Origin of the sequence: Microcoleus sp. PH2017_35_SFW_U_B, from assembly GCF_020737865.1 — a bacterium.
Classification (GTDB): domain Bacteria; phylum Cyanobacteriota; class Cyanobacteriia; order Cyanobacteriales; family Microcoleaceae; genus Microcoleus.
Map to the genome: position 1 here is coordinate 1 of NZ_JAEQDE010000141.1, position 18,764 is coordinate 18,764.

General features: G+C 45.0%; 16 protein-coding genes and 1 pseudogene. 8 read left to right on the forward strand and 9 right to left on the reverse strand.

Translation table 11 applies throughout. The annotated features are described in order from the left end of the window. Positions 1–224: 224 nt before the first annotated feature. Together JGK36_RS30995 and JGK36_RS31000 are read left to right on the forward strand one after the other, a co-directional pair. A complete protein-coding gene (locus JGK36_RS30995; protein ID WP_293186387.1) occupies positions 225–1,868 on the forward strand; it encodes an NB-ARC domain-containing protein in 1,644 nt (547 codons plus the stop codon). Between the two features lie 497 nt (positions 1,869–2,365). Beyond that, entirely contained in the window at positions 2,366–2,593 is a 228-nt protein-coding gene (locus JGK36_RS31000; protein ID WP_293186388.1) for a hypothetical protein, read from the forward strand. 45 nt (positions 2,594–2,638) lie between these two features. Here JGK36_RS31000 and JGK36_RS31005 read toward each other — a convergent pair whose 3' ends face one another. The 6 genes from JGK36_RS31005 to JGK36_RS31030 all read right to left on the reverse strand — a co-directional run bounded on the left by JGK36_RS31005 (position 2,639) and on the right by JGK36_RS31030 (position 10,438). Next, positions 2,639–4,369, reverse strand: a complete 1,731-nt coding sequence (locus JGK36_RS31005; RefSeq protein WP_293186389.1) for an NAD(P)H-quinone oxidoreductase subunit 4 — start codon at positions 4,367–4,369, stop codon at positions 2,639–2,641. Positions 4,370–4,667: 298 nt separating this feature from the next. Beyond that, positions 4,668–5,345: a DUF4079 domain-containing protein gene (locus tag JGK36_RS31010; protein ID WP_293201288.1), complete on the reverse strand. Its 678-nt coding sequence runs from the start codon at positions 5,343–5,345 to the stop codon at positions 4,668–4,670. Positions 5,346–5,377: 32 nt separating this feature from the next. Then, the gene (locus tag JGK36_RS31015) at positions 5,378–7,651 is read right to left on the reverse strand and encodes a glycosyltransferase (RefSeq protein WP_293186393.1); all 2,274 of its coding nucleotides are present in this window, start codon (positions 7,649–7,651) and stop codon (positions 5,378–5,380) included. Between the two features lie 211 nt (positions 7,652–7,862). Then, a complete protein-coding gene (locus tag JGK36_RS31020) occupies positions 7,863–8,609 on the reverse strand; it encodes a YHS domain-containing (seleno)protein (protein WP_293186395.1) in 747 nt (248 codons plus the stop codon). A gap of 183 nt (positions 8,610–8,792) precedes the next feature. Continuing rightward, entirely contained in the window at positions 8,793–9,638 is an 846-nt protein-coding gene (locus JGK36_RS31025; RefSeq protein ID WP_293198777.1) for a cytochrome c biogenesis protein CcdA, read from the reverse strand. A 227-nt stretch (positions 9,639–9,865) separates the two neighbouring features. Next, complete coding sequence (locus JGK36_RS31030) at positions 9,866–10,438, reverse strand: thioredoxin domain-containing protein (protein WP_293198779.1); 573 nt, start codon at positions 10,436–10,438, stop codon at positions 9,866–9,868. Positions 10,439–10,867: 429 nt separating this feature from the next. On the opposite strand from JGK36_RS31030, the gene JGK36_RS31035 reads away from it, so the two are divergent. The 3 genes from JGK36_RS31035 (at position 10,868) to JGK36_RS31045 (ending at position 13,985) form a co-directional block, all read left to right on the forward strand. Continuing rightward, positions 10,868–11,479, forward strand: coding sequence for a cupin (locus tag JGK36_RS31035; protein WP_293186401.1), 612 nt, complete (start codon positions 10,868–10,870; stop codon positions 11,477–11,479). 365 nt (positions 11,480–11,844) lie between these two features. Beyond that, complete coding sequence (locus tag JGK36_RS31040; RefSeq protein WP_293198781.1) at positions 11,845–13,299, forward strand: HAMP domain-containing sensor histidine kinase; 1,455 nt, start codon at positions 11,845–11,847, stop codon at positions 13,297–13,299. Next, the gene (locus JGK36_RS31045) at positions 13,296–13,985 is read left to right on the forward strand and encodes a response regulator transcription factor (RefSeq protein WP_293186405.1); all 690 of its coding nucleotides are present in this window, start codon (positions 13,296–13,298) and stop codon (positions 13,983–13,985) included. The genes JGK36_RS31040 and JGK36_RS31045 overlap by 4 nt, the downstream gene beginning before the upstream one ends. A 335-nt stretch (positions 13,986–14,320) precedes the next feature. Here the strand turns inward: JGK36_RS31045 and JGK36_RS31050 are convergent, their stop codons facing one another. Beyond that, on the reverse strand, positions 14,321–15,253 hold the full coding sequence (locus JGK36_RS31050; RefSeq protein WP_293198783.1) for an ADP-ribosylglycohydrolase family protein: 933 nt from the start codon (positions 15,251–15,253) through the stop codon (positions 14,321–14,323). A gap of 400 nt (positions 15,254–15,653) precedes the next feature. Between JGK36_RS31050 and minC the strand changes: the two genes are divergently transcribed. Further along, on the forward strand, positions 15,654–16,451 hold the full coding sequence (minC, locus tag JGK36_RS31055; RefSeq protein WP_293198785.1) for a septum site-determining protein MinC: 798 nt from the start codon (positions 15,654–15,656) through the stop codon (positions 16,449–16,451). On the opposite strand, the gene JGK36_RS31060 is transcribed toward minC, so the two are convergent. After that, positions 16,431–16,574, reverse strand: a complete 144-nt coding sequence (locus JGK36_RS31060) for a hypothetical protein (protein ID WP_293198787.1) — start codon at positions 16,572–16,574, stop codon at positions 16,431–16,433. The two genes, minC and JGK36_RS31060, sit on opposite strands and share 21 nt — an antisense overlap. 289 nt (positions 16,575–16,863) lie before the next feature. Here JGK36_RS31060 and minD point away from each other — a divergent pair, with 289 nt between their 5' ends. Beyond that, positions 16,864–17,670, forward strand: coding sequence for a septum site-determining protein MinD (minD, locus tag JGK36_RS31065; protein WP_293187202.1), 807 nt, complete (start codon positions 16,864–16,866; stop codon positions 17,668–17,670). A gap of 215 nt (positions 17,671–17,885) precedes the next feature. Continuing rightward, positions 17,886–18,143: pseudogene (gene minE / locus JGK36_RS31070) on the forward strand (cell division topological specificity factor MinE); the annotation flags it as partial. Between the two features lie 407 nt (positions 18,144–18,550). Here minE and JGK36_RS31075 read toward each other — a convergent pair. Then, the coding region (locus tag JGK36_RS31075; RefSeq protein WP_293201290.1) for a hypothetical protein at positions 18,551–18,764 on the reverse strand (214 nt) is incomplete at its 5' end.

Consider the following 18,764-nt stretch of genomic DNA (forward strand, 5'->3'; position numbering starts at 1 on the left):
TCAGCCAAGGCGGGTCAATCCGCTCGAAGTGAAAGCGAAAGGGGAGGGACTGGAAGCCTCCCATGTCATGTAATAGATGACTATACTTTTACCAGCTATAAATATCTCAAACGGCCCTCCAAGACCGACAAGCAAGCTGAAAATTGACGCATTCAATTGTTTGCCCGCGAGAACTCAGAGAATATAATAGAAGATAGATTTTTAGTAGAGGCGAGATTCCTACCTTGACTACTCCGATTCCTCAAAACTTTGTGCAAACGATCGCGAAAGAGCGCGGTGTCACAGATGCCGAGTTAGAGACTGTGTTTATGGCTCTCGACGGTCAATCTACGGCTACCATCGCAACCAAGCTTGGCATCAGCGATATCGCCGTTCGCAAAAGACTAGGCGAAGTTTACAAAAAGTTTCAGATCGCGGGGAATGGCCCTGGAAAGCTCTCGGAATTGAGGCATCAGTTGCTATTTTCTTACCACACGGAGCAGGGCTCGATTGATTTTAGTCAAGGTAAAGGATCTCTATTCAAAACGCCGATAGGACGGCGACAAGAAGATTGGGACCAAGCACCGGATGTGGCAGTTTTTTACGGGCGGACTGAAGAATTAACTACTTTAAAGCAGTGGATTGTATCCGATAATTGTCGCGTAGTAGCGCTGCTGGGTTTGGCTGGTAGTGGGAAAACAACTCTGTCGGTGCAGTTGGCAAAACAGGTACAGCATGAGTTTGATTTTGTGATTTGGCGATCGCTGCGATCGGCACCAACAGCATCCGACTTCCTCACTAGCTTAATTCAACTTTTTGCTAACCAACAAAAGTCCGCTCTGCCGTTAGCGGAGCCCTCGCAGGCGATCGACTTTAACGGCAAAATTTCGCGCCTAGTCGAGTATCTGCGCCAGCAGCGCTGTCTGATAATTTTAGACGATTTTGAAGCAGTGCTCAAACCAGAAGAACTAGCGGGACATTACCGCGAAGGCTGTGAAGGATATCGAGATTTAATTGTGCGGCTGTGTGAAGTCAATCACCAGAGCTGTTTTGTCCTAGTTAGTGCCGAAGAACCTACGGAAATGGCTTTGCTAGCTGGAGAAAAAGTGCGGTTTTTAAAGCCTGCTATTTCCGAGGAAATAGCCCGAGATATTTTCAAAGAAAAAGGTTTGTCCGCCCAAGATAGAGAATGGGAAATCTTGTTAGCCCGGTACGGAGGCAATCTGTTAGCAATCAAGATTGTGGCAACAACGATTAACGAGTTTTTTGAAGGAAATGTTGTCAAGTTTTTGGAAGCGACGGCGTTATTTATTGAAGAACACATCAGCAATTTACTCGCGCAGCAGTTCGATCGAATGTCAAATTCAGAACAAGAGATTTCCTACTGGCTGGCTATTGCTCAAAGTCCGATTTCCCTAGCGAGTTTGCGAGAGCAGATGTTAGTCAATTCGTCTCTTTCTGATTTGGTAAAAAATCTCGATTCTCTCGGCCGTCGCTTTCTAATCGAAAAAATAAGTGAGAGCGGGCAAACTGTTTTTAGGCTGAAGCCTTTAATCGTGCAATATGTAAGTGAAAGATTAGTCGAGCAGATTCAAGCGGAGGTTTTGGAGACCGTCAAAATGCAAGGAATAGAAAGAATGTGGCTGTTAAAAACTCACAATCTTAGTAGGAGTGTTGCTCAACAAAAAGAAAGTAAAGAGGCTCGCAGTCGCTCAATTGTAGAATTAGTTAAAAATCGGCTGCAAGTGTTGTTTCTGAAAACTGTAGGTTCGGAAGAACCGCTAAATATCCTGACGAAAGTTGCCTCGGGGCTGGAAGATAAATCGATGCTTGAGGTGGGATATGCTAGGGAAAATTTAGCTCAGATTATTTTAGGAATTCGGCGCTAGTATCAGATCCGGCAAATTACACCAATTATGCAAAATACTGCAATAGTATTTGTAGGTGTGTCGCCCTAAAAAATCCTTCAACAGTTGACAGTTGACAGTTGACAGTTGACAGTTTGAGAGCGACATCTACCTAGAAGGAAGAGGATTGGAGTAATGAATAGTCTGATTTAAATTTCTCCCTCACTCGTGTTCCGGCTTTCAACCAATTATTTCTGGTAAATTCAATCGACAATCTGACGGCAATGCACCTTAAACGATATTTGAGAAAACAAGGGAAAAAATTGTTTTGCCGCCATAGTTTTTGTCAATCGTATAATAAACTTCATCGGTTCGTAGTGCGGACTTAAGTCCGCTCTCCGGCTGCGGACTTAAGTCCGCACTACGAACCGTTTTTGTTATGGCGATCGACCTGAAATGAAATGATATGATAGGTCAACCGCAAATGTCAATCAAATAAATACAGATCGACGCAGATTCATTTCAAATCAAAATAGTTTGTGAATGAGCGCAAGAAGTCTCAGGTGCGTCGGGAGCATCTCATTTTTGAAAAAAGCATTTTTTATGATAGTGCGATCGCGCTTGATGCTCCCGGTGCGTGGTGCGGATCTATGAGATTGTCGATTTTTCCCGATAAATTTTCGATGGCGACGCACCCTACGATTCTGTCAACTGTCAACTGTCAACTGTCAACTGCCTTATGCAACAAAAAAACGATCGCCCTTTAACAAAAGCGATCGCTCTATTTTCAGCAACAACAGAATTGGATAAAATTATTTGACAATACCCAAAACCGATGCAGATTCAGATCCGGTAATTTTGCCCAAAGCAGGTACTGTTGGAGCCTGTGCAATTTTGGGTGCCAAAAATCCCTTCGCATAAATCTGAGGATTTTGTTGAACGATGAGGGTGTAAGATTGGCGGACTTCGGCGTTAACAGCCACAGTCTTCGCGTCGTAAACCTGCATCGCCATGTTCGGATAAAAACCAATGCCGACAATCGGGATCAAGAAGCAAAATGCGATCGCCACTTCGCGAGGTTGAGCATCGATAAACTTTGCATCACCAGGCAAAACGCAACTATTACCGAAACAAACCGCTTCATCCAGATTGTTTCGCTGATTCCGCAAATCTAGATCTTCTAGATCGCAAGCTGCCAATGTTCCACAGTTGTAAAATAACTGTCGCAGCATCGAGAGCAAATAAATCGGTGTCAAAATCAGTCCCACTGCCGCCAGGAACACTATTACTGCGCGGAAAGAAGTACCGTACATATCGCTAGTTGCGACGCCCACAAAAACTGATAATTCGCTAGCAAAACCGCTCATCCCGGGGAGTGCTAAAGAAGCCATCGCGCCTGCTGTAAACAAAGCAAACACTTTTGGCATCACTTTTCCAATCTCGCCCATCTCGTCCATGATCATGGTATGGGTGCGATCGTAAGTCACGCCAGCCAGGAAAAACAATACTGAGGCGATCAAACCGTGGGAAATCATTTGCAGCAGCGCCCCGTTGATTCCCAAATCCGTGAAGGAAGCAATACCCAACAACACGAATCCCATGTGAGAAATCGACGAATTCGCAAGTCGGCGCTTCATGTTGGTTTGGCCGAAGGAATTCAGCGCGCCGTAGATAATGTTAACTACGCCGAGCACCGCCATAATCGGTGCAAAGTAAACGTGTGCTTTCGGAAGAAGTTCCAAATTCAAGCGAATCAGTCCGTAGCCGCCCATTTTCAGCAGCACGCCGGCCAGAATCATCGACACAGGAGAAGATGCTTCACCGTGGGCATCAGGCAGCCATGTGTGAAAGGGGAAAATCGCGAGTTTCACGCCGAAGGCAATAAACAATCCCGCATAAAGTAGGATTTCTAAACCTAGCGGATAGTCCTTCAAGCCCAGTTCTACCATGTCGAAGGTAACGTTTCCTCCGCCGTAGAATCCCATTGCTAAGGCAGCGACGAGAATAAAGATAGAAGCGCCGGCGGTGTAAATCAAGAATTTGGTGGCTGCGTAGCGACGGTTTTGTCCGCCCCAAATCGAGATTAGCAAGTACACCGGAATTAGTTCTAATTCCCAGACAATGAACAGCAGCATGATGTCTTGGGCGACAAATACTCCGATTTGTGCCGAGTACATCACCAGCATTAGGAAGTAGAAAAGTCGCGGCTTGCGATCGACTTCCCATGCAGCAAAAATAGATAGTGTCGTCACCAATCCCGCCAATAACACCAGCGGAACCGACAATCCGTCAACCGAAACAGACCAGTTGAGGCCTAAAGAGGGTATCCAGGAATATTTCTCGACGATTTGGAAAGTGGAGATGCTCGGATCGTAGTGCGTCCAAAACACCCAGCACATTAATACAAAATCTGCAATGCCTACGCCCAGGGCATACCAACGCACAGTTTTGCCGTCTGTATCGGGCAGAAAAGGGATGGCGAGGGCAGCTACGAGGGGTAGCATGACAATTGCGGTCAGCCAAGGAAATTGATCCGCTATCATGATATTGAGAATAAATACTTAGTTGAAAGTTACGACTATTGTAATACTTAATTTTAATAAAAACTTAAGATTTGCAAATATTTTTTTCTACGAATACCGGGAGGAAAAATCTACCCATAAGCTGCGGCAAATGTCAAGAGTTTTTTCAGATTAATTTTTTTTACATGAAAAGGTACGTTGTTGCGCTTCAGCGCTCTTTTCCACAACATGAAAGAGCGCTGAAGCGCAACTACGTACCTAAAATCAACCACTATCAGAGTGCCAGTTGTGTCCAGGACTGTCCAAGTAATGCGATCGCTCAAGGCTTTGGGCAAGTCTTATTGGGGAAGTCACAGCTATAGATATAGGGTTTCTGCCAACTCAGGGGAATTTCCAACAAATCCCTGGTTCCGGTCATTCCTTGTCCCAAAAAGAGCAATACAGCGATCGAGTTCAAGATGGATCGATCTTTATAAATGTCTGGAACGATGGCCAGGGAGAAAACCATCAGCAACGCAGCGGTGATGCCAATGTAGTAGTGAGACCAATACCATTCATCGGTGCGCCGAAAAACGCCATCTTGAGCGCCAAGAATCACCAAGCCAGCACCCGTCAGAGTCGCAAATACGCCCCGCCACATAGCAGGTGTCGATCGATATAACATGACCAAAGAGGCGATCGTAGCAACAAACATCAGAATAATGAAAATTACCTGAAACGAGTTTTTGCTCCAAACATCCTTGCTCAAAATATGATCGAAAATTGGGTAGCCCAGACCCAACAGAGTTACTCCTACCACAGATCCCGACAGAATTTTACCTGCTTTGACGTGTTCGCCGCCGACTACAGGGGGAATTTTGCTCTTATCTCCAGATGCAACTTGCTGGCGGCGCTGCCTAGTTTGCCAAGCCATATTCAGCACAATGCCCAGCATTGGAAAAACGATCGCCACAGCTAAAACAGGATGCAGCAAAGCCAGAAAATCTTTAATTTCCATAAAGCACCTTTTTGTTTTTAAACTGGATCAAACTAAATTTTTGAGATTTTGACGAAATCGATCGCCCGAGTGCGATCGAACAAAACCCGAGGCTTCAATAAAATCCCAAATAACAGGAATAGAGACTTTAACTCGCCAGGAGCGCAAGAGCGTTTCCATTGATTCGGACGACAAAACAACATCTCAACCAGACATCGATGTTGCGGCAAAGCCAATTCATCAAACCGAATCTGTACCGAGGGAAATTCATTGCTAAAATCTACCCGAGTTATCTCTCCTTGCAGCCTCAAATTTTCTTCCATAATTTTGAGCTTGACTGAAAGCATTTCTCCTGGAATCAGCGCAGGGAATCCGGCTTGAGTAATCTCTAGATGAACTCCCACTTCAGAAATAAAAGTAGTCACGCCCCAAAAGATTTGTCCGTCGATCGCCAGCCGTACCAATCGACGCAAATCAAACCATTCGTATCGATCGGACTTAGGAGCATCTAACAATATTAACAGCGTAATGCTGATAATTAAAAGGTTGTAGGTGCTCCAAATCCAACCAATCCCCAACCCTTTGAGCTGCTGGATGATTTCCGGCTCTGAGGCGTGCATCTGAAATTGAATCAAACAGGTTCCCAGAACGTGCCACAGGCTGATGGCATTGGGAATAAATAATAGCAGCAACGGTAGCGCTAATTTCCAGTTGAACGAAAAGCGATCGCTCACAGTGCCTTTGGCTGTGACGTTAAATCCTTTGGAGAAGGGAGACAGCATCACCCCAAAGACGGTCAAAACCAGCGGGAATGCCAGTACCAGTGAATAAATATCAGAGAGTAATGCCGATCGCGCTCGATGATTCAACCAGGAGAAAACCGTCAACTGCACCAAATAATAGGGCAGAAAAAAGTACAGCATTTCTTGAACAGTAGCTCGGATGGGAATCACACCCAAAAAGGAATAAGCTAAGGGCATCAACAGAAAGCCGATACGCGGAATGCTACCAAACCAATTCAGGAGTCCTTCTAAATGCGCGAGTCGCTGAATCAGGTTTAATCCGGGGATAGTCAGCGGATTGGAATCAATAAAAAAAGCTTGTAAAGTTCCGCGCGCCCAGCGCAGCCGTTGAGTGGCGTAAGCAGAAATATTTTCTGCTGCTAAACCAGCGCTGAGTTTTTCGTTGAGATACACTAAGCGATAGCCTTTAGCAGAAAGTTTAATCCCTGTGAAATAGTCTTCACTGAGGGATTCGGTAACAAATCCTCCGGCATCTTCTAAGGCGCTGCGCCTGACAACAAAGGAGGTTCCAGAACAAACTACACTGCCGGCGCCATCTTTGAGCGGTTCAATTTGGCGGTAGAAAACCTCTTCTTCCGGCGCAATAACATTATCCAAACCTAAGTTACGGGCGATCGGGTCAGCATTGTAATAACTTTGAGGCGTTTGAACCAGGGCAACTTTCGGATCTTGGAAGAAACCAACGGTGCGAATCAGAAAGTTTTTGGTAGGGATAAAGTCGGCATCAAAAACAACGATGAAATCTCCTTGAGTATGAGTCAAAGCATGATTCAAATTCCCGGCTTTTGCATGGTGATTATTAGCTCTAGTGCGGTATTCACACCCTAATTCCTCTGCAATTTGCCGAATTTCTTCACGGCGCGTATCATCGAGGAGATAGATTTTTTTATTGGCATAGTCGATGGCTTGACAACCAATAACAGTGCGTTTGAGAATATAGGCAGGCTCGTTGTAAGTGGGAATCAAAACATCAACTGCTGGTGTGAATCTACCCTCAACTATATCGATCGCCAACCGATTCGCTTCTGAATGCCGATCCTTGACGCGCAACATCAAAAATAACTGAAGGATATTGGTCAGCAAGAGGAAAAGTTCTAGGAGAAACAACCCAATGCTAAACACTCCATCTAAGGGATTGGATACATTTAAAGTTGTGAGCGATCGCCACAGCAGATAGCGAGTCACCAACACCAACAAAATGCCGATGACTGCAACCCGCGACCAGGTTCGGGGTACGGGCGAAACACGCATAATCAGCCAAGCAATAGCCAGCAGAGCGATCGTAGGTGTTAGTAAAGACTCCCCCATTACCATTGGCACTTCCAGCCACATTGGAGGATGATTCTGCATCGATTGGAGTTTGGCAAATAGATGATAGAGAGTGCCGTTACCCGAAAACCAAGCTGCAACCACTCCACCGGTTAGGATAACTGAACCTAACATGACGAGGGTGGCGATCGGTATCCGGTTGCTGCGGGCACTGTCTCGACGATGCCAGCCCAAAGAATTCAGCCATGAAGTCATATTTTTTTTGAGGAAAATGTATGAACGGGTGTGGGGTGCGCGTCCCGCCCGCCCTCTTAGGAACAGGCAAGATGCCTGTGCCACCAGAGGTCAAATTTGTTGTGGGGTGTCCCGCCCGCCCTTGCCCGAAGGGGCCACAGGCAAGATGCCTGTGCCACCAGACATTTTCTTGTGGGATGGGCGTCCCGCCCGCCCTAAGTCCTATTTGAAGTTAACGAAACAGTTCTTTGTTATTCAGAATAGTCGGCCAATTCTTGTTTGCTAAAGCAATGTGACCGGGAATATCACCCATCCACTGTGCCTGTACTTTCTTGTCGTAGTTGAGATAAAGCTTCCCATTAACAATTTTCCAGGCATCAGGCTGGGTTGCAACAAGATTGCCTTCACTGGCAGCCTGAGCGCAATATCCACCGTATTGAGGAGCATACTTTTCAGGATTTTTGGCAAACATATCGCGGTTGGCTGCACTAGCAAATATCCAAGTTGTTCCGCCCCAATTCTGTTTAAATTGGCTAACTCCCATCACTAATTTGCCTTGGGTGAAATAGGCTACAACATCCTGACCATCAAGAGCCACACCTTTCTCGGTGTAATACTTAGGATGAACAGTTGTTGTGCTGCTTTTTCCAGCACAAGGATTGGCTTTACCAGCGCAAGGATTGGCTTTACCAGCGCAAGGATTGGCTTTTCCAGCACAAGGATTGGCTTTTCCAGCACAAGGATTTTTACCAGCACAAGGATTGGCTTTACCAGCACAAGGATTGGCTTTACCAGCACAAGGATTTTTACCAGCGCAAGGGTTGGCTTTTCCAGCGCAAGGATTGGCTTCTGCAATCTTGGATGAAACGGTTGTAGAGTTTAAGTTGGTGGAAGCCTTGAAGTTGGCGTAGCTAACATTAGCTGTTGCCAAGCCTAAAATGGTGGCAATGGCGATCGTGGTAATGTATTTTACTTTCATGTGTTTAATCTCCAGATGAATTGTTAGTAATTTCAGACCTGATATTTGCTTGATTTTTTTACTCTCTGGCAACTCTGCTGACAGTTAGTTATCTTCAAGACTTGAGGTTATTTACATTAACACTCAAGAAAATGAGTCCTAAATGAGGAAGAACTGGATCGGAGATAAAATTCTCATAAGTTGCTAAAAAAACCAGCGAACACCCTCAATCATGTAATACAAACCTGTCAAAATTAGAGCGACACTACCAAATCTCAGAATCGACTCGGAATGCTGCATCAAAGTCTTAGCTTGCTTGGCAAAACCAGTCAATAGACTGGCAAGAAAGATGATGCTTGTATATCCGAGAGCATAACAGATCATGGTCAAGGTTCCTAGCAATTGTGAACCAGTAGCCCCTCCCGCTGCCAGCACAGCAAATAAAACCGGACTAGCGCAAGGAGAACTCACCAAACCAAAAGTCACTCCTACCCCATATGGTCCCAAATTTGAAGCATTTATATTGATTCCCGGCAAAGGCAATTTCACAATTCCTAGCAAGCTAAAACCCATGATAAAAATGATAATTCCTACAACAATATTGATGTAGCCCCGGTAGTCTACCATGACAGCCCCGGCAAATGAGGATGCCAGCCCAAAAAAGCTGAGAATTGTCACAACTCCCAACACAAACAAACTGGCTTTAAGAAAAGCATCTCGCTTGGAAGTGATATTTCGGGTACCAATATAACTCAAGTTAACGGGTAACATTGCCAGAATACAGGGTGAAATGCTGGCGATTAAACCACCGATAAAGGCTAGGGGAAACAATACCAGTGGGTTAGCTGTATCTTGCTGGCTGAACCATTGCTGATAGTTGTTTTCAGTTACCGAAATCAGATGTTCAATTGCCTGAGAAAACGGGCCTGCGAACGCCAGTGCCAGCACTAACCCTAGTAATGCCAATCCACCCAAAAATAGCCATTTATTCGGAGATTTAAAATTTTTGGTACTTTTATCTTGGGGTTCATACTTTTGAATATCTGTCATGGCTTCTCCTAGAATATTTAATAGGATTTACGCAAAAGTAAGTAGATTGGCGAAAACAAATATTACTGTGTAACAGCATATAAAAAAAACCTAGTTTTTTAGCTAATTTGATGTTTTAGACTGTTTTAGACGCATAAATTTCGTAAAAACCCGGTTTTCGATCTCGCCTATGCACTCTTATCATGCGTAAATCCTGTTCGATCGATTTACCTATAACCTGCAAGCAGCTATTTTTTAGCAAGCGCTTGATCGAGCACGGTTGTATAGGCAGATTTGTTGGGATTGTTGCGATGCTGTGCTAGAATATTTCCTGTGGCAGGGTCGATGATGGTTAGACTTCCCGTTTGAGACTTATTCGCTGCGAAAAATTGGCTGAGTCCTAACTGTTTCGCTTTTGCTTCTGCTTGAGAAGTGGTTGATTTATCTGTCACATCTAGCACCACAAAATTCACTTTTCCTACATATTGCTGTTTCAGTTGGGAAAGCGTAGGGGCAATGTTTTTGCAGCCAGCACACCAGGCTGCATAAACGTCAACTACGACGGGCTTTCCTTGCACTTCTTTTGCTAGCGGGCCTCCTACGTTTTTTTGCTTTGATGCACAGGGGTTTTTGGAAGCGCAGGGGTTTTTGGAAGCGCAGGGATTTTTGGAAGCGCAGGGGTTTTTGGAAGCGCAGGGGTTGGTTTGTGCGATCGCACTATTAGTTATAGCAGAGGTATTGAGTGTCGTTGCAGTCACCAGCGATACTGTAACTACCAAACTACTTAGACACAAGCTGAGCCATAATGCTGGTTTACGCATATTCAATCTCCAAAATCTAGGGTTTATGTACAAGAAGGCGAATAGAAAACTCTTGGAGTTTCAATCCTGAATCTGAATTGAGACCGAGAGTAACTTATGCCTCTGTGACTTGAGATTAACAGCATTAATTTAGAGAAATATGAGCGTAAGATGAAGATCGGATAGATTTTAGATAAAATCATGAGTGGTTGCTAATTGGTCAACCCCAGATTAAGGCAGATTAAGGCAGATTAAGGCAGATAATTTCAAGATGCTTCTCAACTTTGGCGCTTTTGTCTAAAGTTTGAGATTAATTGATTCGCGTCTTCAGCTAAAATTCATCTTTTATTTAGGAAAATATCATCTAGTTGCCAGGAAGGTCTTATAGAGTGGAGATTAACCATGACTATTTTTTAGTAGTGCAGTCATTTAACAGTGAGTTGAGCAGTGATGACAGGAAAAAACTTGTTTGTGACTAATGATGGACAATACCGTGTTTCTGAGGATACCAGTCAAATTGAAGATTTGACTCATCCCTACCGACTTTATCGCTTTTTAACTGATTTGGAAGATGTATTAGACCAAATTAGTGATGATTATTTACGACTCCAGGCAATTTGTCCCCTGGTTCGCAGGTTGTTAGATAGTTCTTCCTGGCTGCAAATTGCTCTTCTCGAACCTGACTCGGAGACGGGATGGGCGGTACAAACTCTTTATGATGAACCGTTTTTTCCTCTGACTGTGCAGTTGGTGGCTTGGGCTCCGGGTGCTGTTTCTCCAATTCACAATCATGCTAGTTGGGGACTGGTGGCGCTACTGGGTGGAGAGGAGAAAAATACTTTGTGGAGGCGATCGCCAATTCCGAAGTTTCCCGATAAAATTCAAACAGTGGGAGATATTTTGCTTGCACCGGGTGACATTTTGTGCTTGATGCCCGATGCGATTCATCATGTGGAAGCGCTGGGAGATGAACCAACTATTAGTTTTAATCTTTATGGTGAAACAGATTATGCTCGACGCTTTGAATTTAATCAGATTAAAGGTACTGCGGAGATTTTTTAAGGGATAAATTTCGGGATTGAGCGATTGAGCGATCGCAGATGAAAGGCAGATGCAACACAGATAAATGCAGATAATTTTAAGAGATAAAATTGCATGAGTACCAGAGGTGTTTGGGGTGCATCTGCGTTAATAACTTATATGCGGTCATGGTTCGCTCTCTTTAAAAACCAGATGCACCCGGTTTTTGTCAGGTGCGTCGCTGCGAGATTATCAATCTTTAGTTAGGATTTTTCGCAGGCTACGCACCCTAGGACTCATATCCAATCAACCGGGTTTTTTAGCTTATATTATGGTCTAAACGTGTCTTTTCGTCAAAAATATGGTTTATGACTTTTCGTTAATCCCTCGCTACTCCTAACTAAACAATGAAGCGTATTCGGCAATTAAGAGCAACCATTGACAATCTCAAGAGCAAGCGATTTTCTACTTCTTCGCTTCAGTTTCGCTTGACTCTGGAATTGCTGGTACTATCGATTTTAGGACTTAGCAGTGTGGCATTTTGGGCTGGCTGGCAACGATCGCAAAATCTAGTAGTTGCTCATAAAAAAACGCTGGAATATATTGGAATCCGGTTTCCCGAACAGGTGGAACTTTATAGTGAAATGGGTTCTCTAGAAATTGGTTTAAGCCGCAGCGTTCATCAAGCTTCGACAGGGGGAATTATGGTGTGGGTGAAGCGCAATGATGGGATGCTGTTGGTGAATTCACCTGATATGGATATGCAATCTTCTAAGATTACGAAGATGATTTCGTTGACGGAAGTACCTGCTGAGCCGACTTTTGTTCGGGTTGCCGATCGCTATTTGGTAATCTGTAGCACAACTCTGAGGATTAAAAATCAGTTGTTGGGTACGGTATATTTCTCTCAAGATATCACGGACGAGCAACATGAGTTAAATGATGGGATTCGGAGTTTAATTATGGTCAGTGTTGTGGTAATTTTAGTGTTGATCGTGGCGATCGCCAGTCGCATTCGTCACGCTCTGGGCCCTCTAGAAGAGATGAGTCAGGTTGCTAGCACTTTGTCTGCTGATAATTTGCAGGCGGCAAAACTCCAATTGCATCAGGCTCCTGATGAGATTTTAGGACTTGCAAAAACCTTTAATGAAATGTTGTTTAGATTATCCGGTTCCTGGGAGCAACAGCGCCAATTTGTCGGTAATGTTTCCCACGAATTACGCACTCCTCTAACGGTGGTAGTTGGTTATTTACAAAGTTTGCTGCGGCGCAGCACTAATTTAAGCGACTATCAGCAACAAGCACTGGAAACGGCGGTTGGTGAAACTGAACGCACGATTCGGATGTTAGAAGATTTGCTGGATTTGGCGCGGGCTGATAGCGGCAATTTGCACTTTCGCTTGCATCCGGTTATCCTGAATACTCTGGTGGCTGAGGTGGCAGAAATGAGCGCAAAGGTTAGCAATCGGAAAGTTATTTTGGTGTCAAATGATGAGGATGTTGTCGCCTGTGCGGATCAGGATCGTTTACAACAAGTTTTAATTAATTTAGTCGATAATGCTATTAAGTATTCTGCTCCCGAACAACCTGTTGAGTTAGTCTTAGAAAAGAGGGAACAGCAGGTGATGGTTCATGTGCGCGATCGCGGCATTGGTATTTCTCTGCCACACCAAAAACGGATTTTCGAGCGGTTTTACCGGGTGGATGAGTCTATGACGCGCTCTAGAGACGGTACTGGGTTGGGATTGGCGATCGCCAAAAGCCTGATCGAAGGTATGGAAGGACGTATCGCGATCCGCTCTAAACCGGGAGAAGGTAGTATTTTTACTATCACCTTACCTGTTTGGAATCCGCAGCTATGAGCGATCGCATTCTCCTTGTTGAAGATGACCCGAAACTGGCAAAGTTCATCGAATCTGAACTTACTTTAGAAGGATATCACGTCACTGTCGCCCCCAACGGATTGGATGGATTAACCCTCGCCCGCACGGCTGAACCGGATTTGTTGATTTTAGATTGGATGCTTCCGGGTATCTCTGGATTGGATATTTGTTTGAGATTGCGATCGACTGGCGTGCAAGTACCAATAATTATATTAACAGCAAAGGATGAAGTACCCGATCGCGTAACGGGATTAAATGCTGGCGCTGATGATTATGTAACGAAGCCTTTCAGTATGGAAGAGCTCCTCGCGAGGGTGAAAGCACGCCTGCGCCGAACTCAACCAAATGACCCGGATAGCTTAGAATTTGAAGACTTAATCTTAAATTGTTTAACCCGTGAAGTTTATCGAGGAAATCAACTAATTGAACTCACGGCAAAAGAGTTTGATTTGTTGGAATTTTTGCTGCGGAATCCCCGTCAAGTCATTACGCGCGATCGCATCTTAGAAAAAGTCTGGGGTTACGATTTTATGGGCGAGTCAAATATTATTGAAGTGTATATTCGGGCGTTGCGGATTAAGTTAGAAGCAAATAACTCAAAACGGCTGCTGCATACGGTTCGAGGAGTTGGCTACGTGTTGCGAGAGCATCGCGCCGTCTCCTAATTTTAGTTAGGGATTACGCGCAAAAAAGGTACGTAGTTGCGCTTCAGCGCTCTTATGGTGATTATACACTAAGCGAGTTACACACCAAACAATCCCATGAAAGTCATACCTCATCTATCTGAGAAGGGCTATATGAGTTACGCACAAAAAATCTGATAAACCGGGTATTTCAACTGGTGTAAGAAAACATTTTTCTACCGAAATTACGCAACTGGCATATTCAAAAAGGTACGTGGTTGTGCTTGAGCGCTGAAGCGCAACTACGTACCTAAGAAAATATTTAAGTATTGTGACACTTGCGATCGCGAACTGTTGTACAAAAACTCGGTTTATAGTCACCCGTGCGTAAGTCCTACAGTCAAGAGTTGTTCGGCGAAAGATGCAATTAAAGAGCTATGTGCCAATTGCGAGAGCCATTTTTGTGGTATAGCAGATTCACCGTAAAAAGCTCCCGCCAACTGTCCGTAAACCGCACCAGTTGTATCCGCATCGTCGCCCAAATTCACAGCCAACAAACACCCTTCGGCAAAAGACGAACTGTTATAAAACGCCCAAAGTGCCGCCTCCAAAGACTTAACCACGTAACCAGTACCCTTAATTTCAGGAGGTTGTCGCCGCTTAAAAGAACCCGCCGCAATTTCATCAATTTCTGCCACCAGCGGGTGCGCGGCCCAATATTCGGCGATCGCACAATATCTTTCCGAAAGCAAAACTTCTTTACTAACTCCATTCACAGCCCCCGCAATTAAAGTACCAAAATAGCGGCAAGCATCGACGCAAGTAGCAGCACCGTGAGTAGTGCGAGAACTTTCTCCAGATTTGTCTATGACTTCTAAAGGATTTTTCGCATAAAACAAAGGTACCGGAGCCAAACGCATAATCGAACCATTTCCAGCAGCCCAAGAATCAGTAGAACCGCAGTAAGGCTTTTTTGTATCTTGAAAATGCCAAAGTGCTTGTTGCACCGTATTGCCAATATCAAAACACTTGCCCGTACTGCTCAAATGTCCGTCTCGCCGCCACTTCAAATAAGTTTCTAATTGATGGACTGGATCGAAACCTTTTTTTTCAATCAAACTTTCGGCTAAACAAAGTGCCATTGATGTATCATCCGTCCACTGTCCCGGTTGCAGTCGAAACGGGCCGCCGCCAATCATATCGTTAATCGGCTCAAAGGTTCCGGGGCGACAAAACTCTAAAGTTGTTCCCAAAGCGTCGCCAACTGCTAAACCGATCAGACTGCCGCGATAACGTTCTATTTGCTGCATAGTAATTTTCAGTTGACAGTTGATAGTTGTGAAAAGAAGGAAGAGGATAGGAGTAATGAATCGTTTGATTTTAATCTCTACCTCAAAGGGAAAGGCTTTCAACTAATGCTTTCTGGTAAAGCAATAATTGCCTAAGTTAGACAAATGTGGTTAGACGTGCTACTTATAGCAGTAAAATACGCAGTTTACAGCCACTGTATTCCGCTCTTGATTCTCTTTCTCTGTGTCCTCTGCGCCCTCTGCGGTAAATCAAAAAAATCTTGTTCAAAAATGAAATAGAATTGCCCTACTTGCGGTAAAAAATAAAAAAAACCAGAGTTTTCGCCTAAAAGGCTGAGGCAAAAGACGACTCAAGCTAATATTGATGTTAACCTGTCCCTACCCGAGATCGAACAGTCCCATGACACCCGATGCCTCAACAGCCGCTGCTGCCACCCCTCAATCAACACCCGAAGTTAGCTTAGATCTGCAAGTCCGACTTAAGACTGAAGATGGACAGCTATTGTTGCTACTTCCCCCAGAAACGAACAACGAACCTGGAACTGGTACGGCATCGACTTGGACTGAACTTTGCCAGCAGCTAAAAGTCAGGCTGAATGCTGGAGAACGCTTTTGGCAGCCGAATGCCGAAGTACAATTGATGGGCAGCGATCGACTTTTGGATATCCGCCAACTGCAAGAAATCGCCGATGCCCTCTTGGAAGCGGAACTGCAACTCAAACGAGTCCACACCAGCCGCCGCCAAACGGCCGTAGCTGCGGCAACGGCAGGCTATTCTGTAGAACAGCAGCCTCCGGTTTCTACCCTGAGTAAATCCGCCGAAAAACCGCAATCGCTCGCGGAACCTTTATATTTGCAGATGACTGTGCGATCGGGCGTAGAAATTCGTCACCCAGGGACGATCGTACTTTTGGGAGATGTAAATCCCGGCGGCTCAGTCGTCGCCGGAGGCGATATCCTGGTTTGGGGCCGTTTGCGGGGCGTCGTGCACGCGGGTGCCGGCGGCAACACCAACAGCGTGATTATGACCTTGCAGATGGAACCGATGGTGATTAGGATTGCTAAGTACGTTGCCAGAGGCCCAGAAGCCTCACCCGCTCAGTTTTTCCCGGAAGTCGCCTATGTGACGCCTCAGGGGATTCGGATCGGTAGAGCCTCTGATTTTGACAAATCGCAGTTAATGGGCGGTAATGGGTAATTGGTAATGGGTAATGGGTAATTGGTAATGGGTAATTGGTAATTTGTAATGGGTAATTTGTAATGGGTAATTGGTAATTGGTAATGGGTAATGGGTAATGGGTAATGCTGTTTCAACCTGCATTTGATAATTTTTGTCTTGGCTAAATCAGTCATTAAAGGACGATGGAAAATATCAATGAAACTTCCTCTAAAATTTGTCTAACAATCAGACTTATTAGTTGTGAGCGTTGAGTTGATTCAAGGAATAAAAGATGCTGGCTAAATTACCAAATACTAATGGCGAATAATCGACAAACATCAGAATAATTCGCAATTACCAATTCGCAATTACCAATTCGCAATTACCAATTCGCAATTACCAATTCGCAATTACCAATTCGCAATTACCAATTCGCAATTACCAATCGCTTATGGCTCGCATTATTGTTGTTACATCAGGGAAAGGCGGAGTGGGAAAAACTACCTCCACAGCCAATCTCGGCATGGCTTTAGCTAAGCGGGGGCGCACCGTTGCGGTAATTGATGCCGATTTCGGCCTCAGAAATTTAGACTTGCTGCTGGGCTTAGAAAACCGCATTGTTTACACGGCATTAGAAGTTCTCGCCGGAGAGTGTCGCTTAGAGCAAGCTTTGGTGAAAGATAAGCGGCAGCCGCGCTTGGTGCTGTTACCGGCGGCCCAAACTCGGATGAAGGATGCCATCAGCGCCGACCAAATGAAGCAGCTTGTGGGGATGTTGGCACCAAAATATGACTATATTTTGATCGACTCTCCGGCTGGAATTGAGCAGGGTTTCCAAAATGCGATCGCCCCGGCGCAAGAAGGTATCATTGTCACGACTCCAGAAATCGCTGCTGTCCGCGATGCCGATCGAGTCATCGGCCTGCTGGAAGCCAACAATGTCAAGAAAATCAGGCTAATCGTCAACCGGATCAGGCCTGCAATGGTGCTGGCAAATGATATGATGTCGGTGCAAGACGTGCGGGAAATCCTTGCCATTCCGCTGTTAGGCGTCGTTCCCGACGACGAGCGGGTCATCGTTTCCACCAACCGAGGCGAACCATTAGTATTGTCGGAAACGACCTCTTTAGCTGGAACTGCCTTCGACAATATTGCCCGCCGTTTAGAAGGCGAAAAAGTTGATTTTTTAGATCTCACTCCCCGTCGGGAAACGTTTTTCACTCGCCTCCGCAAGTTTTTCAATACTAAAATTATGTGATGTGCTGCCCTATTGGCGATCGACCTTTAATAGCAGCCACTGCATCGCAAAAACTAGCCGAAAAATTCCCGGAGTAAAACCATTTCGCAAAAAGCATCAAACTGCTGCCCCCGACTCCAAACCAGACGGGAATAAGTCATTCCCCAATCTAAAATCTAAAATCTAAAATCGCCTGACTTTTTCTATGCCCAACCATTGACAAACCCGCCGCAACCATGATATACACACTTCTCGAACGACTTTTCCCGCGCATCCCTGACAACAGCCGCGACGATGTAAAACGCCGCCTCAAACTCGTTCTAGCCCACGATCGGTCAGAACTCAGCCCCGAAATGGTTGAGTCTATGCGCCGAGAAATTCTAGAGGTGGTGTCTCGCTACGTGGAAATTGATACCACTGAGTCAGAGTTCGGTCTCGAAAGCGACCAGCGGGCTATGTCACTGATCGCAAATCTGCCGATCCGGCGAGTGAGACTGGAAAATCCACCGGAAAATTTGCCCTATAAATTGCCGGAAAAATTGCCAGAGAATCTACCTGAAAAGGTAGCTGAGTATGTACCCGAGTATGTAGTCGAAACTCTCCCCGAAACTACAGAGTGATAGAAATTAGGATTTTCTTTTCAGTAAATGAGTGCGATCGGCTCGCCATTTAAATTAAACTATCTCTCTACAATTAAAATCTTGTGGGGTGGGCTAAGATTGTCCGCCCCAAATATGTTATTTAAATTGGGAAAAGCTTGTAATCTCGTTTCCGCTGGCATCAGAATCATGATTTTACCAGTGCGAGCGTCCCCGCTCGCAAGTTATCTCCTCTCGCGAGCGGGGACGATCGCACTGGCATAATTCTGACGATTCAAATATATAAATTCAATACGGTTGACTTAAGAAGAATCTGACTTGCAAAAAATGCCTGTATTGCCTAGAAAATCGTCAGATAAAATTTCTAAAAAAGCGTTAAGTAAACCGTATTGATATATAATTCCGATGCCACCGGAGACGATATTATCTCCTGTCGCGAGCGGGGACGCTCGCACTGGCAGAATTCTGCTGTTACTGGATTTGACCGGAAACGATATTATCTCCTGTCGCGAGCGG

Coding starts and splice junctions, on each gene's coding strand:
- JGK36_RS31030 (WP_293198779.1), bottom strand. CDS start 10,438: ATGCGTAAACCAGCATTATGGCTCAGCTTGTGTCTAAGTAGTTTGGTA.
- JGK36_RS31015 (WP_293186393.1), bottom strand. CDS start 7,651: ATGACTTCATGGCTGAATTCTTTGGGCTGGCATCGTCGAGACAGTGCC.
- JGK36_RS31060 (WP_293198787.1), bottom strand. CDS start 16,574: ATGCAGGTTGAAACAGCATTACCCATTACCCATTACCCATTACCAATT.
- JGK36_RS31040 (WP_293198781.1), top strand. CDS start 11,845: ATGAAGCGTATTCGGCAATTAAGAGCAACCATTGACAATCTCAAGAGC.
- JGK36_RS31020 (WP_293186395.1), bottom strand. CDS start 8,609: ATGAAAGTAAAATACATTACCACGATCGCCATTGCCACCATTTTAGGC.
- JGK36_RS31050 (WP_293198783.1), bottom strand. CDS start 15,253: ATGCAGCAAATAGAACGTTATCGCGGCAGTCTGATCGGTTTAGCAGTT.
- minD (WP_293187202.1), top strand. CDS start 16,864: ATGGCTCGCATTATTGTTGTTACATCAGGGAAAGGCGGAGTGGGAAAA.
- JGK36_RS31035 (WP_293186401.1), top strand. CDS start 10,868: ATGACAGGAAAAAACTTGTTTGTGACTAATGATGGACAATACCGTGTT.
- JGK36_RS31005 (WP_293186389.1), bottom strand. CDS start 4,369: ATGATAGCGGATCAATTTCCTTGGCTGACCGCAATTGTCATGCTACCC.
- minC (WP_293198785.1), top strand. CDS start 15,654: ATGACACCCGATGCCTCAACAGCCGCTGCTGCCACCCCTCAATCAACA.
- JGK36_RS31025 (WP_293198777.1), bottom strand. CDS start 9,638: ATGACAGATATTCAAAAGTATGAACCCCAAGATAAAAGTACCAAAAAT.
- JGK36_RS31010 (WP_293201288.1), bottom strand. CDS start 5,345: ATGGAAATTAAAGATTTTCTGGCTTTGCTGCATCCTGTTTTAGCTGTG.
- JGK36_RS31045 (WP_293186405.1), top strand. CDS start 13,296: ATGAGCGATCGCATTCTCCTTGTTGAAGATGACCCGAAACTGGCAAAG.